This window comes from Cryobacterium algoritolerans (assembly GCF_004402785.1).
GTDB classification, from domain to species: domain Bacteria; phylum Actinomycetota; class Actinomycetes; order Actinomycetales; family Microbacteriaceae; genus Cryobacterium; species Cryobacterium algoritolerans.
Map to the genome: position 1 here is coordinate 1 of NZ_SOFP01000079.1, position 13,469 is coordinate 13,469.

Consider the following 13,469-nt stretch of genomic DNA (forward strand, 5'->3'; position numbering starts at 1 on the left):
CATGATCCGCGGCAAACCGGAGGTCAAAGCCCCCGCCTGGGCCGGAACCACCACCACCACCTGGCACCCCGGAGCCACCCACCGCGCCCAACAACCCACCCACACCCACACCCACCACGACTCGACAGGCCCGACCACCGCCGGTGCTTGAGCCCGCCGAAACCACGGTCCGCAGGTCCTGTCAGGCTCGACCATTGGGGTGTCTCGACCGCCGCGGGAGCCGACGGACGGGCTAGGCCGTGGTCCGCCGCCCGCCCGGCGTGAACCCCTCGCGACCGAACAGGAAGAGCACGATGTCTTCGGCGGTGCCCTCGAAGGCGAGGCCGCGGCCCACGCGCCAGAGCGCATCCGTTGCGACCAGTGTGCGCCGGCGCAGCACGGCCTTGATCGGGGTGGGAGCGATCAGCGCGCGGCGGAGCGCCACCGCACCCGTCACTGTCGGTGCCACCGCTAGTGTCAGGTCGAGCGCACGGGCGATGTCGAAGCCGTGCACGACGGCCTCGGTCAGCTCGGTGACGCCGTGGTGCCCGTGACCCGCCATCCGGTCGCCGGCGATCCGGCGCAGTGCAGCGACGAGCTCGGCCGGATTTACCTCGGCCGCGGTGCGGCTGACCATGTCGATCCCTCGGTTCGGGTTCAGGAAGCGGCCGTCCAGCATCGCACGGCCGAGGCTGCGTACCAGGTCCATGTTGGTGTGGCCGAGGCGCCAAACCAGATGCCCCGCGACATCCCGCACCCGCCACTCACCGCAGAGGCTCGGAGCGTCCCACTGTTCGGGGCTGAGCCCGGCCAGCAGGTCGGCGATGACCGTCAGGGTCTCCGCGAGAGGTGCGCTCCAGTCGGAACCGGCCGCTGACTCGTCGACGGCTGGGCGTTGGCTGAACGGCAGGTACTTCGCGAATTCCGGCATGGGGTCCAGCCTAGACTTGCCCGGTGATCGACACCCCGAACCGGCACAGGGCCGGGCGCACCCTCGCCCTGGTCGGAATCGTCCTGGTGGCCGCCAACCTCCGCACCGCCGTCGCGGCGCTGTCGCCGATCGTCAGCCAGGTGAACGTTGACATTCCGCTGGGAGCAGTCTTCATCGGTGTGCTCGGCATGCTTCCTCCCGTGTGTTTTGCGGTCTTCGGCATCTTCGCCCCCGTCTTCACCCGGCGCCTCGGTCTCGAACCGGCGTTGATCCTCGCCCTGGCGTCCATGGTTCTCGGGCACCTCGCGAGGGGACTGTCCGGGTCGCTCAGCTGGCTCATCATCGGCAGCGTGATCACCTTCGCCGGAATGGGCGTCGGCAACGTTCTGCTGCCCCCGCTGGTCAAACGTTACTTCCCCGACCGGGTCGGCCTGGTCACCTCGTTCTACGTGACAGTGATGTCGCTCAGCACGCTGCTGCCGCCGCTCGTGGCCGTGCCGGTTGCGGATACCGTCGGCTGGCGCGTCTCCCTCGGCATGTGGATGGTCCCGGCCCTGGTCGCGCTCGTGCCGTGGCTCACCCTGCTAATACGGGAACGGGGCCGCATCCGCTCGGTGGACGCAGCCCTCATCGAGGAGGCCGAGCCTGCGTTGCTCGGCCGGATCTGGCGGTCGTCCATCGCCTGGGCGATCGCCCTTGTCTTCGCCACCTCGTCGCTCAACGCCTATGCGATGTTCGCGTGGCTGCCGCAGTTGCTCATCCAAACCGCCGGGGTGACCCCCGGCCAGGCCGGGACCCTCCTGTCGCTGTACGCGGGGGTTGGGCTGCCCTGCGCCCTGGTCGTTCCGTACCTCACCATCCGAATGAAGAACCCGGGCCTGCTCGTCTACGCCGGCATGGTCGCGTTCGTGGCCGGCGACCTCGGACTTCTCCTCGCCCCGGCGACCCTGACCTTCCTCTGGGTGGGCCTGGCCGGCCTGGGCCCGCTCCTTTTCCCGCTCGCCCTGGTGCTGATCAACCTGCGCACCCGCTCGCACGAGGGAGCCGTTGCGCTGAGCGGCTTCGTTCAGGGAGTCGGCTACACCCTCGGCGCCCTGGGCCCGCTCGGCGTCGGCGTGCTGCACCAACTCACCGGTAGCTGGCAATGGCCGCTTGTGTTCCTGCTCGCGACCGGGCTCGCGGTCGGCCTGGCCGGCGCCGTCATCTCTCGCCCGCACCTGCTCGAGGACGACCTGCAGCCGACGGCCTGACTGGGCATTGCCCGGTTGGCGGGGCCCGGCGACGGTCAGGCGATGAGGGTGGCCCGGTGGATCAGGGCGGCGGCGCCGATCAGCGGGCCGTCCCCGGAAAGACCGGACGGCACCACCCGTACCCGCCTCGCGAACTCGAAGACCGTTCGTTCGTCGACGGCCTCCCGCACGAAGTCGAACAGGTCGGGGGTCACGTGCGAGAAGCCGCCGCCGATGGCGACGACGTCCAGGTCGACCAGGTTCGTGGCCGAGGCGATGGCCTGGCCGATCGCGCGGCCGCAGCGACGCACGGCGGCCACGGCGACGGCGTCGCCGGCGGCGTACGACGCCGAGAGTTCCTCGCCGGTCGAGCCGGCCCAGCCCTGACCGCGGGCCCAGGCCACGGTGCGCGGGCCGGATGCGACGGCCTCCAGGCATCCGATCCCGCCGCAGGCGCACCGGTCGTCGAACCCGCCGACCTCGATGTGGCCGATGTGGCCGGCGTTGCCGCTGGGCCCGGACACCGTGGCGCCGCCCAGGATGAGGCCGCCGCCGACGCCCGTGGACACGACCATGCCCATCAGGCTGTCCGTACCCTGCCCCGCGCCGAGCCAGTGCTCGGCCAGCGTGATGCACAGGCCGTCCAGGCGCACCCGCACCGGGACATCCGGAACCAGTCGTTCGACCAGGTCCCGGAGCGGGTACCCACGCCAGGCGGGGAGATTCAGCGGCGATACGGCCCCGTCGGCCACGGCGATCGGCCCGGCGCTTCCGATGCCGACGCCGACGATGTCAGTGTCGGTCGGCAGCCCCTCGAGAGCGTGGCCGACGACCGACACGACTGCGGCGGCGAGCTGCTCGCTCGTGGCCGTCGGGCCAGTGGGGGAGCGGTGCCGGCTGGACTCGAGGACGGCACCGTGGTCGTCGACCAGGGCGGCCTCGACCTTGGTTCCGCCGAGGTCGACGGCGAGCGCATAGGTGGGGGACATGATTCGAGCCTAGATCGTGACCCGGTTCGCTCGATTGCTCAGATGAGCAAGATTCCGAACAGATGTTGATCGAGCCAGGCAGGCAACCTAGGCTGGACTCAAATCGGATGGAGCGCACCAGAGTGATCGACACTGACGAACTGCTGTCAATTCGTGCCGCGGAGCTGTATTACGAGGAGAACAAGACGCAGGATGAGATCGGCACGCTCCTCCGCCTCACCCGGTGGAAGGTCGGCCGGCTACTCGCCCAGGCGAAGGCCAGCGGCTTCATCCGGATCGAGATCGTGCACCCGCGCGCACGGCGCCTCTCCGTCGAGCGCAGGCTCCGCGAGGCAACCGGCCTGACGGACGCTATCGTGGTCTCCTCGGCCGGGGTCGCCACCGACGAGGAGTTGCAGTCGCGCACCGCCCAGGCCGCGGCCGACTACCTCACCGGTCTCCGCCCGGTGCCTCGCACGCTCGGGATCAGCTGGGGTCGCACCCTGCACGAGGTCGCCCTGCACCTCAAGCAGGGCTGGGCGCACGGGGTCAACGTGGTGCAGATCAACGGCGGAGTCAGCCTCAACCGGCGCGCCGGGACCGCGGCGGCGACCGCGGTGAACATCGCGCACAAGGGTGCGGGCGCGGCGACGCTGCTGCCCAGCCCGGCCATCCTCGAACGCCTCGAGACGAAACAGGCGATCGAGTCCGACCGTGCCGTCGCAGCTGTGCTGAATCTGGCCACCGCGGCCTCCGCCTACCTCTTCAGCGCCGGACAGGCCGACGAGAACTCGGCGCTGGTCGACAGCGGCTACCTCACCGCCCCGCAGGTCGCCGAACTCGTGCGCAAGGGCGCCGTCGGCGACATCGTGGGCCGGTACATCGACAGCAACGGCAACATCGTCGATCCGGAACTCGACGGGCGCACCGTGGGCATCCAGCTCGAGCAGTTGCGCCAGGCGAAGATGGCGATCGCCGTGATCGCCGGAGGTTCGAAGCACGCCATCGCCCGCGCCATTGTCGGCAGCGGACTCTGCACCGTGTTGGTGACCGACGAAGACACTGCCCTCGCCATCCTCGGCGATGAAGCGTGACCAACCCAAACCGCAAGGACAACTCATGACTAGCAGTCAATCGGCCATGGCCCAGCTGAACAACGGGGACCGTGCAGTGGCACTCCTCGGCGGCGAGGCCACTGACGCGAACCTGCGCCGGTACCTGCATGGCATCCCGGGGATCGACGCCGTCGGCCTCGAGCAGCGGGCCGCGGACCTTGGTTCTCGCTCGGTGAAGACCAGCTCGAAGAAGTGGGCGCTCGACAAGATCATCAGCCTGATCGACCTCACCACCCTCGAGGGTGCAGATACCCCAGGCAAAGTGCGCTCCCTGGTCGGCAAGGCTCTCACCCCGGACCCGGGCGACCCCACCTGTCCACGGGTTGCCGCCGTCTGTGTTTACGGCGACCTGGTCCCCATCGCCGTCGAGGCGCTCGGCTCCGCCCACGCGGCCGGCACCGCCACCGGCATCTCAGTAGCGGCCGTCGCCACCGCCTTCCCTAGCGGCCGGGCATCGCTGGCCGTCAAGCTTGCGGATGTCGGCGACGCCGTCACCGGGGGTGCCGACGAGATCGACATGGTCATCGACAGGGGAGCGTTCCTCTCCGGACGGTTCGGCCAGGTCTACGACGAGATCGTGGCAGTGAAGGAGGCCTGCAAGCGGGCCGACGGAAGCCACGCCCACCTCAAGGTGATCCTCGAAACCGGGGAACTGAACACCTACGACAACGTGCGCCGTGCGTCGTGGCTGGCCATCCTGGCCGGCGGCGACTTCATCAAGACCTCCACCGGCAAGATAGCACCCGCTGCGACCCTGCCGGTCACCCTGTCGATGCTCGAGGTCGTGCGCGACTGGAAGCGCCTCACCGGCGCCAGGGTCGGCGTCAAGCCGGCCGGCGGCATCCGCACCTCCAAGGACGCCATCAAGTACGTCGTGTCCGTCGCCGAGACCGTGGGCGAGGAATGGCTGACCCCGAGCCTGTTCCGGTTCGGCGCCTCGAGCCTGCTCAACGACGTGCTGATGCAGCGCCAGAAGATGACCACAGGGCACTACTCCGGCCCCGACTACGTGACGATTGACTGAGGGAATCACCAATGAGCTTTCTTGACTACGCTCCGGCACCGGAGTCCCAGGCAGTGCTGAACCTCCGCCCGGACTACGGCTTGTTCATCAACGGCGATTTCGTCGCCGGCCGGGGCGTTCCGTTCCAGACCATCAACCCGGCCACCGAGAAGCCGATCGCGATGATCGCGCATGCCAACACGGCGGATGTCGACACCGCCGTCGCCGCCGCCCGCCGCGCCTACGACCGCACCTGGTCGAAGCTCTCCGGCAGTGACCGCGGAAAGTACCTCTTCCGGATCGCCCGCCTCGTGCAGGAACGCGCCCGCGAACTCGCCGTCGCCGAGACCCTCGACAACGGCAAGCCGATCAAGGAGAGCCGCGACGTCGACGTGCCCCTGGTCGCCGCGTGGTTCTTCTACTACGCCGGGTGGGCCGACAAACTCGACCACGCCGGCGTCGGGCCGACCCCGTCCTCCCGCGGCGTCGCAGCCCAGGTGATCCCGTGGAACTTCCCCCTGCTGATGCTGGCCTGGAAGATCGCCCCGGCCCTCGCCGCCGGTAATACGGTCGTGCTCAAGCCTGCCGAGACGACCTCGCTCACCGCGCTGTTGTTCGCGGAGATCCTGCAGCAGGCCGACCTGCCCGCCGGAGTCGTCAACATCGTCACCGGCGGCCGGGAAACCGGGCAGGCCCTCGTCGGCCACCCCGATGTCAACCTGGTCGCCTTCACCGGGTCGACCGGGGCCGGCCGGGCCATCGCCCGTTCGGTGGCCGGCACCGACAAGAAGGTCATCCTCGAACTCGGCGGCAAGGCCGCGAACATCGTCTTCGACGACGCGCCGATCGACCAGGCGGTCGAGGGAATCGTCAATGGGATCTTCTTCAACCAGGGTCACGTCTGCTGCGCGGGAAGCCGCCTGCTGGTGCAGGAGAGCATCCACGACGACGTCATCGACCGGCTCAAGCAGCGCCTCTCGACGCTGCGCCTCGGCGACCCGCTCGACAAGAACACCGACATCGGCGCCATCAACAGTGCAGACCAGTTGCAGCGCATCCGTGAGCTCACCGACATCGGGGAGCAGGAGGGCGGCGAACGCTGGAGCCCGGCGTGCGTGCTACCGGACAGCGGCTTCTGGTTCGCGCCGACCATCTTCACCAATGTATCGACCAGCCACCGCATCGCCAGGGACGAGGTCTTCGGCCCGGTGCTGTCGGTGCTCACTTTCCGCACCCCGGCCGAGGCCATCGCGAAGGCCAACAACACGCCGTATGGCCTGTCCGCCGGGATCTGGACCGAGAAGGGCAGCCGCATCCTCGCCGTCGCCGACAAGCTGCGGGCCGGAGTGATCTGGGCGAACACCTTCAACCGGTTCGACCCGGCCAGCCCCTTCGGCGGCTATAAGGAGTCCGGCTATGGGCGCGAGGGCGGTCGCCACGGCCTCGCCGCGTACCTCAAGCCCGCCGCCGGCGGGTCCGCCGCCCGCACCGTCGCGGCTCCCGCCGACGCCTCGCCCGAGCTCGACGCGAAAGCCCCCGTTTCACGAAAGAAGGCCGCAAAGTGACCCGCCTCGCCGTTCCGAAGACCTACAAGCTCTACATCGGCGGCAAGTTCCCGCGTAGCGAGTCGGGCCGGGTGTACGAGATCCGTTCGCACGGCGGGGACTTCCTGGCCAACGCCGCGGAGGCCAGCCGCAAGGATGCCCGCGACGCGGTCGTTGCGGCACGGTCCGCCCTCGGCGGCTGGGCAGGTGCAACCGCGTACAACCGCGGCCAGGTGCTCTACCGGATCGCCGAACTCCTCGAGGGGCGTCGCGTGCAGTTCATCGACGAGATCGTGCAGACCGAGGGTGTGACGCCGAGCGCGGCATCCGCCCAGGTCGACGAGGCGATCGACCGCTGGGTCTGGTACGCCGGCTGGGCCGACAAGTACATGCAGGTCGCCGGGAACGCGAACCCGGTCTCCGGGCCGTATTTCAACATCTCCGTGCCGGAGCCCACGGGCGTCGTCGCGATCATCGCCCCGCAGTCGGGCGGTTCGCTGCTCGGGCTGGTCAGCGCGGTCGCCCCTGCCCTCGTGTCCGGCAACACTGTGGTCGTTGTCGCCAACGAAACGATGCCGCTGTCCGCGGTCAGCCTGGGCGAGGTGCTGGCCACCAGTGACGTGCCCGGCGGGGTTGTGAACATCCTCACCGGTTCACCCGCCGAGATGGCGCCGTGGCTGGCCAGCCACGCCGACGTGAATGCCATCGACCTCGTCGGGGCCGGTGACCTCGATTGGGTTCACCTGCAGATCGATGCCGCCGAGACCCTCACCAGGGTGCTGCAGCCGGAGAACGGACCGGATGCCGCGAGCCCGTCGCTCGCCCGCATCGTGGCGTTCACGGAGACCAAGACGATCTGGCACACCAAGGGCCTGATCTAGCGGCGCCCGCCCGTCGAATTCGACGGAGATTTTGCCCGAACCGGTCCAAAACCGGCTGCACAGGTCGCGAAACCAGAAATTCTCCGTCGAATTCGACAGGCACCGCGAGCCGAGCGGGCGGACGAACAGGCTGCGCCGCTACTGTTCGTGGGGCCGCTCGGTGTTGTCGTCGCGCAGCAGGTCCTCGAGGGCCTGGTCGACCTCGTCGAGCACGGGCTCCGCGCCTTGGGCCGAACTGGTCAGCCGGGCGACCAGGCCCTGCGGGGCGTCGAGGTCGGCGCTCGTGGGCAGAAGGTCGGGGTGCGCCCAGAGCTGGTCGCGGGCCTCGTTGCCGACCGCATCCGTCACGGCCTGCCACATGGCGGCGGCCTCCCGCAGGCGACGGGGCCTGAGCTCCAGCCCGACCAGGGTGGAGAAGGCTGACTCGGCGGGACCCCCCGAGGCGCGGCGCCGTTTCACGGTTTCGGCGATCGCGTCCGCTTTGGGCAGCCGCCCGGTCGCCTCCATCGTGACCACGTCGACCCAGCCCTCGACGAGGGCCAGCATCGTTTCCAGGCGGTCGAGCGCGGCCAGTTGCGCGTCGGTCTTGGGCGGGATCAGTGAGCCGTTCACCATCGCCTCGCGCAACTCCTCCGGGTTGGCGGGGTCGAAGCCCTCCGCCAGTTCCTCGAGTCGGCTGGAATCGATGTGAATCCCGCGCGCGAACTCGGTGATCGAACTGATCAGGTGCAGCCGAAGCCAGCGGGAATGGCGGAACAGCCGCGCGTGAGCCAGCTCTCGCACCGCCAGGTAGATCTGCACCTGGTCGGCGGGCACGTCGAGTCCCTCGCCGAACTCGGCGACGTTCTGGGGGAGCAGGGCCGCCTGCTGGTCGCTGAGCAGCGGGATGCCGACGTCGCCGCCCGAGACCACCTCGCTCGCGAGCTGGCCGACGACCTGCCCGAGCTGCATCGCGAAGAGGGTCCCGCCGATGCTGCGCATGACCTGGCTCGCGCCGGCCATCATGCCCTGCAGCTCCTCGGGGGCCTGTTCGGTGAGCACGCGAGTCAGCGAGTCGGAGATGCTGGTCGCGACCGGCTCGGCCAACTGGGTCCAGAGCGGCATGGTCGCGGTGACCCACTCCCTGCGGGTCATCAATCGCGGCGACGCGGTGAGTTCGGCGACGGAGATCACCTCGTCCAGCCAGAGGGCCGCGATGTGGAAGGCCTGGTCGAGTTCCGCGCGCTCCTTCGGCGTCGGCGAGAGGGCGCCGGCGGCGGCGCGTTCCTGGCCCTGGCTCAGCGCGATGTCCCAGTTGATGTCGTCGCCGCCGCCGCGCAGCGCACCCTGCAGTTGGCTCATCAACGCGGCGATACTGGCCGGGTCGTTGGGAAGTCCGGCCGCGCCGGCGAGTTGGCTCGGATCGATCGACGACTTCCCGGACAGGATGTCGCGCAGCATGTCCCGGAACTCGTCTTCGGGATTGTGACCCTCTTCGGGTCGTGAGTCGTCGGCCACTTCAGGCACCTCTCAGTCGCGTGCCTCTACGCTATCCGGAGATCGCCTGTCCGAGCTGGGAAATGTCCTACGCTGGTGGGTCTGGTGTCCGCCTGTCGCGAACACGCAACCTGGAAGGAACCCGGTGGCCCTTTTCACCGATGACGCGCCACCGTCCGGCGAACATCCGCATCGATCGGGCCGCGCCGGAAGGGCCGGTTGGATCGTGCTCGGCGTCGCCCTCACGATCGGCCTCATCCTGGGGGTTACCCCTTCGCCGTACGTGATCGAGAAGCCGGGGCCGGTCTTCAACACGATCGGCACGGCGAAGCACAACGGCACCGAGACGCCGCTGATCACCATTCCCGGCCAGACCGTCCACCCGACCGAGGGCAGCCTCGACCTGCTGACGGTGTCGCTGGTCGGAACCCCCGACAATCGGCCGAGCTGGCTGAAGGTCGCCGGGGCCTGGCTAGACCCCAGCCAGGCCGTCATCCCGATTGATGTGGCCTTCCCGCCGAGCGTCACGACCAAGCAGCGCGACGACGAAAACCAGGCCATGATGGTCAATTCTCAGCAGGATGCCATCGCGGCGGCCCTGACCAACCTCGGCTATGACTACCCGACCGTCGTGTCGGTCGTCTCCCTGCCCAAGGACTCGCCGGCGAAGGGGATCATGAAGGCCGGCGACCAGGTCGTTTCCGTCAACGGTGCCGCGGTGGCCGACATCGCCGCGCTCCGGAAGGCCCTGAAGTCGAACGGCACCGAGGCCGCCGCCAGCATCGGCATCCTCCGCGAGGGCAAGGCTCTCACCGTGCAGGTTGCCCCGGTGAAGTCCTCCGGGGCCGTGGTCGTCGGCATCAACGTCACGACGTCCTACGAGTTCCCGTTCGACGTGAAAATCCAGCTCGACCGGGTCGGCGGGCCGAGCGCCGGCATGATGTTCGCCCTCGGGATCATCGATAAGCTCACGCCGGGTGCGATCCAGGGCGGGGCGAATGTCGCAGGCACCGGTACCATCGACCAGGCGGGCACGGTCGGCCCGATCGGCGGCATCCGCCAGAAACTCGAGGGCGCCAGCGAGGCCGGCGTCGATTGGTTCCTGGCGCCGGCGGATAACTGCAACGAGGTCACCGGTCACATCCCGGGCGGGCTCAAGGTCTTCGCGGTGAAGACACTCGACGATTCGTTGGCGGTGCTGGACGCCATTCGCACCGACGGGGACCTGAGCAGGCTGCCCACCTGCCCGGCCGGTTGACTTCCCTGGCGATGGTGGGTCTCGCGGTCAACGTGCAGGTAGGGAACGGTCAACATGCAGGTAGGGGACGAAAGCCCTGTCTAGACTAGAGGTTGACCCTTATCGGACAGAGCAAGAGGCCAATTCGTGAGCACAAATTCATCCGCGGGCGCCCCCCGACGGAGCAGAGCCCCCCTCGCCATTACGGCCGCGATCATCGCGGGGCTGGTGATTGTGTTCTTCATCTTCGCCGGACTGTACGCGGACGTGCTCTGGTTCGACCAGCTCGGGTTCCTCAGCGTGCTGACCACCCAGTGGTTCGCCGGCACGGTGCTGTTCCTGATCGGCTTCGTGGCCATGGCCCTCCCCGTGTGGGTGAGCATCCAGGTCGCCTACCGGCTTCGCCCCGTCTACGCCAAGCTGAACTCGCAGCTCGACCGGTACCAGCAGGTCATCGAGCCGCTGCGCCGCCTCGCCATGTACGGTATCCCCGCTCTACTCGGCCTGTTCGCCGGTGTTGCGGCCGCGACCCGCTGGCAGGTCGTGCTGATGTGGCTGAACCGCACCCCTACAGGCAAGACCGACCCCCAATTCGGTTTCGACGTCTCCTTCTACCTCTTCGACCTTCCCTTTTTCCAGGCCCTGCTCGGCTTCGCGTCGGCAGTCGTGCTGATCGCGGCCATCGTGGCCGCCGCAACGAGCTACCTGTACGGGTCGATCCGGGTGAGCGGGCGCGACGTGCTCGTCGCCCGTGCGGCCAGGATCCAGATCGCGGTCACCGCCAGCGTTTACCTGCTGCTCCAGGCGGTGAGCATCTGGCTGGACCAGTACTCCACCCTGACCGACACGAATGAGCTCTTCACCGGTGCCGGTTACACCGACGTCAATGCCACGATTCCCGGACGGGCGATTCTCGCGGGGATTGCGGCCGTCGTCGCCATCCTGTTCCTGGTCACGGCGGTCATCGGCCGCTGGCGACTGCCCGTCATCGGCACCGCGCTTCTGATCGTGAGCAGCCTGCTGCTCGGCTCGCTCTACCCGTGGGTGGTGCAGCGCTTCCAGGTTGTCCCCAGCGCCAAGACGCTCGAGTCGCCCTACATCAAACGCAACATCGACCTCACCAGGGACGCCTACGGCCTGGCCGGTGTCGAAGAGGTCCCGTACAACGCGAGCACCACGGCCCAGCCCGGTGCGCTTCGCGCCGACGCCGAGACCACCGCCAACATTCGCATCCTCGACCCGGCCCTGGTCAGCGACGCGTTCAGCCAGCTCGAGCAGTTCAAGCAGTACTACCAGTTCCCGTCGAAACTCGACGTCGACCGGTACACGATCGACAAGAAATCCCAGGACACCGTCGTCGCCGTGCGCGACCTCAAGCTCTCCGGCCTCAACGCCGGCGCCACCTGGGTGAACTCGACCATCGTCTACACCCACGGGTATGGCGTCGTGGCGGCATATGGTAACCAGCGGTCGGCCGACGGCCAGCCGGTCTTCCTCGAGTCCGGCATCCCGAGCAGCGGATCGCTGGGCAAGTACGAGCCACGGGTGTATTTCGGCGAGAGCTCGCCGACCTATTCGATCGTGGGAGCCCCCGCGAGCAGCAAGCCGGTCGAACTCGACTACCCTTCCGGCACGGAGGGCGCCCAGCAGACCTACACGACCTTCACCGGTAATGGTGGTCCGAAGCTGGACAACCCGTTCAACAAGCTGATCTACGCGCTGAAGTTCCAGTCGGAGCAGATCTTCCTCGCAAACGACGTGAACGAGAAGTCGCAGATTCTCTACGACCGCGACCCGGTCACCCGGGTGCAGAAGGTGGCGCCGTACCTCACCCTCGATTCTGACGCGTATCCGTCGGTCGTCGACGGGCGCCTGAAGTGGATCGTCGACGGTTACACCACCTCGGCCGGCTACCCGTACTCGACCCCCGTGGGGCTGAGCGATGCCATCGCCGACACCGAGACGCCGCCGCAGCCGTTCGCACTCGACAACATCAATTACATGCGCAACTCCGTCAAGGCGACGGTCGACGCGTACGACGGTTCGGTCACGCTCTACGCCTGGGACGACAAGGATCCCATCCTCAAGACGTGGCAGAAGATCTTCCCGTCGACCCTCAAGCCGATCAGCGCCATGAGTGGCCAATTGATGAGCCACGTGCGCTACCCGGCGGACCTGTTCAAGGTGCAGCGCAAGGTGCTCGGCAAGTATCACGTCACCGACCCTGGTTCGTTTTATTCGGTCGACGACGCCTGGACCACGCCGAACGACCCGGTGTCTCCGTCGACGAACACGACCCTGCAGCCGCCGTACTACCTCACCATGCAGGTGCCGGGGTCGGGGAAGCCGGCGTTCACGCTGTACTCGACCTTCATCCCTGATGCCACCGGCGCGACCAGCCGCAACGTGCTCACCGGCTATCTCGCCGTCGATGCGGATGCCGGTTCCACCGACGGCAAGCGTGCAGCCGGCTACGGAAAGATCAGGCTCCTCACCCTGCCGAAGGCGGATACCGTCCCGGGCCCAGGGCAGGTCCAGGCCAAGTTCAATGCCGACCCGGCCGTGTCGACCCAGTTGAACCTGCTCAAGCAGGGCCAGTCCAAGGTGCTCAACGGTAACCTGCTCACGCTGCCCGTCGGCGGGGGACTGCTCTACGTGCAGCCCGTCTACGTGCAGTCGACCGGTGAGACCAGCTATCCGCTGTTGCAGAAGGTGCTCGTCGCGTTCGGAGATAAGATCGCGTTCGAGGACACCCTCAACCGGGCGCTCGACGTGCTCTTCGGCGGTGACTCCGGCGCCAAAGCCGGCGACACCACTGTTCAGCCGACCACGACGACCCCGCCCGCCACCGGAACGACGACCCCGCCGGCCACCGGAACGACGACCCCGCCCACCTCGACCGGCGACCCGGCGAAGGATGCCGAGCTCAAGTCGCTCCTGGCCGTCGCCAAGCAGGCGCTCAGCGACAAGCAGGCGGCCCTGACCGCGGGCGACTTCTCGGCCTACGGGGTGGCCGACAAGAAGCTTGCCGACACCATCGCCAGCATGCTGGCGCTGCTCGGCTAGCATCAGCGCGCAACATTCGCCACGCACGGGTGTCGTGTCG

General features: G+C 68.2%; 10 protein-coding genes. 7 read left to right on the forward strand and 3 right to left on the reverse strand.

Annotation, left to right across the window (positions count from 1 at the left end; translation table 11 throughout):
* Nucleotides 1-232 precede the first annotated feature (232 nt).
* Nucleotides 233-910: a maleylpyruvate isomerase family mycothiol-dependent enzyme gene (locus E3O19_RS18505; RefSeq protein WP_134569236.1), complete on the reverse strand. Its 678-nt coding sequence runs from the start codon at nucleotides 908-910 to the stop codon at nucleotides 233-235.
* 23 nt (nucleotides 911-933) lie between these two features.
* Between E3O19_RS18505 and E3O19_RS15845 the strand changes: the two genes are divergently transcribed.
* The gene (locus E3O19_RS15845; RefSeq protein ID WP_134569238.1) at nucleotides 934-2,160 is read left to right on the forward strand and encodes an MFS transporter; all 1,227 of its coding nucleotides are present in this window, start codon (nucleotides 934-936) and stop codon (nucleotides 2,158-2,160) included.
* 35 nt (nucleotides 2,161-2,195) lie between these two features.
* On the opposite strand, the gene E3O19_RS15850 is transcribed toward E3O19_RS15845, so the two are convergent.
* Entirely contained in the window at nucleotides 2,196-3,128 is a 933-nt protein-coding gene (locus tag E3O19_RS15850; protein WP_134569240.1) for an ROK family protein, read from the reverse strand.
* Nucleotides 3,129-3,250: 122 nt separating this feature from the next.
* Between E3O19_RS15850 and E3O19_RS15855 the strand changes: the two genes are divergently transcribed.
* Genes E3O19_RS15855 through E3O19_RS15870 form a run of 4 tightly spaced genes read left to right on the forward strand, consistent with a single transcriptional unit; the run spans nucleotide 3,251 to nucleotide 7,650 of the window.
* The gene (locus E3O19_RS15855) at nucleotides 3,251-4,201 is read left to right on the forward strand and encodes a sugar-binding transcriptional regulator (protein ID WP_134569242.1); all 951 of its coding nucleotides are present in this window, start codon (nucleotides 3,251-3,253) and stop codon (nucleotides 4,199-4,201) included.
* 25 nt (nucleotides 4,202-4,226) lie between these two features.
* Nucleotides 4,227-5,246, forward strand: a complete 1,020-nt coding sequence (gene deoC, locus E3O19_RS15860) for a deoxyribose-phosphate aldolase (RefSeq protein ID WP_134569244.1) — start codon at nucleotides 4,227-4,229, stop codon at nucleotides 5,244-5,246.
* An 11-nt stretch (nucleotides 5,247-5,257) separates the two neighbouring features.
* On the forward strand, nucleotides 5,258-6,790 hold the full coding sequence (locus E3O19_RS15865; protein WP_134569245.1) for an aldehyde dehydrogenase family protein: 1,533 nt from the start codon (nucleotides 5,258-5,260) through the stop codon (nucleotides 6,788-6,790).
* Nucleotides 6,787-7,650 (forward strand): aldehyde dehydrogenase family protein, encoded by an 864-nt coding sequence (locus E3O19_RS15870; RefSeq protein ID WP_134569247.1) that lies wholly within the window; start codon nucleotides 6,787-6,789, stop codon nucleotides 7,648-7,650. Before E3O19_RS15865 ends, E3O19_RS15870 begins: the two co-directional genes overlap by 4 nt.
* Nucleotides 7,651-7,788: 138 nt before the next feature.
* On the opposite strand, the gene E3O19_RS15875 is transcribed toward E3O19_RS15870, so the two are convergent.
* The gene (locus E3O19_RS15875) at nucleotides 7,789-9,147 is read right to left on the reverse strand and encodes a zinc-dependent metalloprotease (protein WP_420898632.1); all 1,359 of its coding nucleotides are present in this window, start codon (nucleotides 9,145-9,147) and stop codon (nucleotides 7,789-7,791) included.
* 124 nt (nucleotides 9,148-9,271) lie between these two features.
* Between E3O19_RS15875 and E3O19_RS15880 the strand changes: the two genes are divergently transcribed.
* Together E3O19_RS15880 and E3O19_RS15885 are read left to right on the forward strand one after the other, a co-directional pair.
* Nucleotides 9,272-10,384 carry a YlbL family protein gene (locus E3O19_RS15880; protein ID WP_134569249.1) on the forward strand — a complete coding sequence of 371 codons (1,113 nt, stop codon included), beginning with the start codon at nucleotides 9,272-9,274 and terminating at the stop codon, nucleotides 10,382-10,384.
* Between the two features lie 126 nt (nucleotides 10,385-10,510).
* A complete protein-coding gene (locus tag E3O19_RS15885) occupies nucleotides 10,511-13,429 on the forward strand; it encodes a UPF0182 family membrane protein (RefSeq protein WP_174776949.1) in 2,919 nt (972 codons plus the stop codon).
* Nucleotides 13,430-13,469 lie beyond the last annotated feature (40 nt).

Bases quoted from the DNA above. Each gene is read 5' to 3' on its own strand.
- E3O19_RS15865 (WP_134569245.1), top strand. From the start codon at position 5,258: ATGAGCTTTCTTGACTACGCTCCGGCACCGGAGTCCCAGGCAGTGCTG.
- E3O19_RS15850 (WP_134569240.1), bottom strand. From the start codon at position 3,128: ATGTCCCCCACCTATGCGCTCGCCGTCGACCTCGGCGGAACCAAGGTC.
- deoC (WP_134569244.1), top strand. From the start codon at position 4,227: ATGACTAGCAGTCAATCGGCCATGGCCCAGCTGAACAACGGGGACCGT.
- E3O19_RS18505 (WP_134569236.1), bottom strand. From the start codon at position 910: ATGCCGGAATTCGCGAAGTACCTGCCGTTCAGCCAACGCCCAGCCGTC.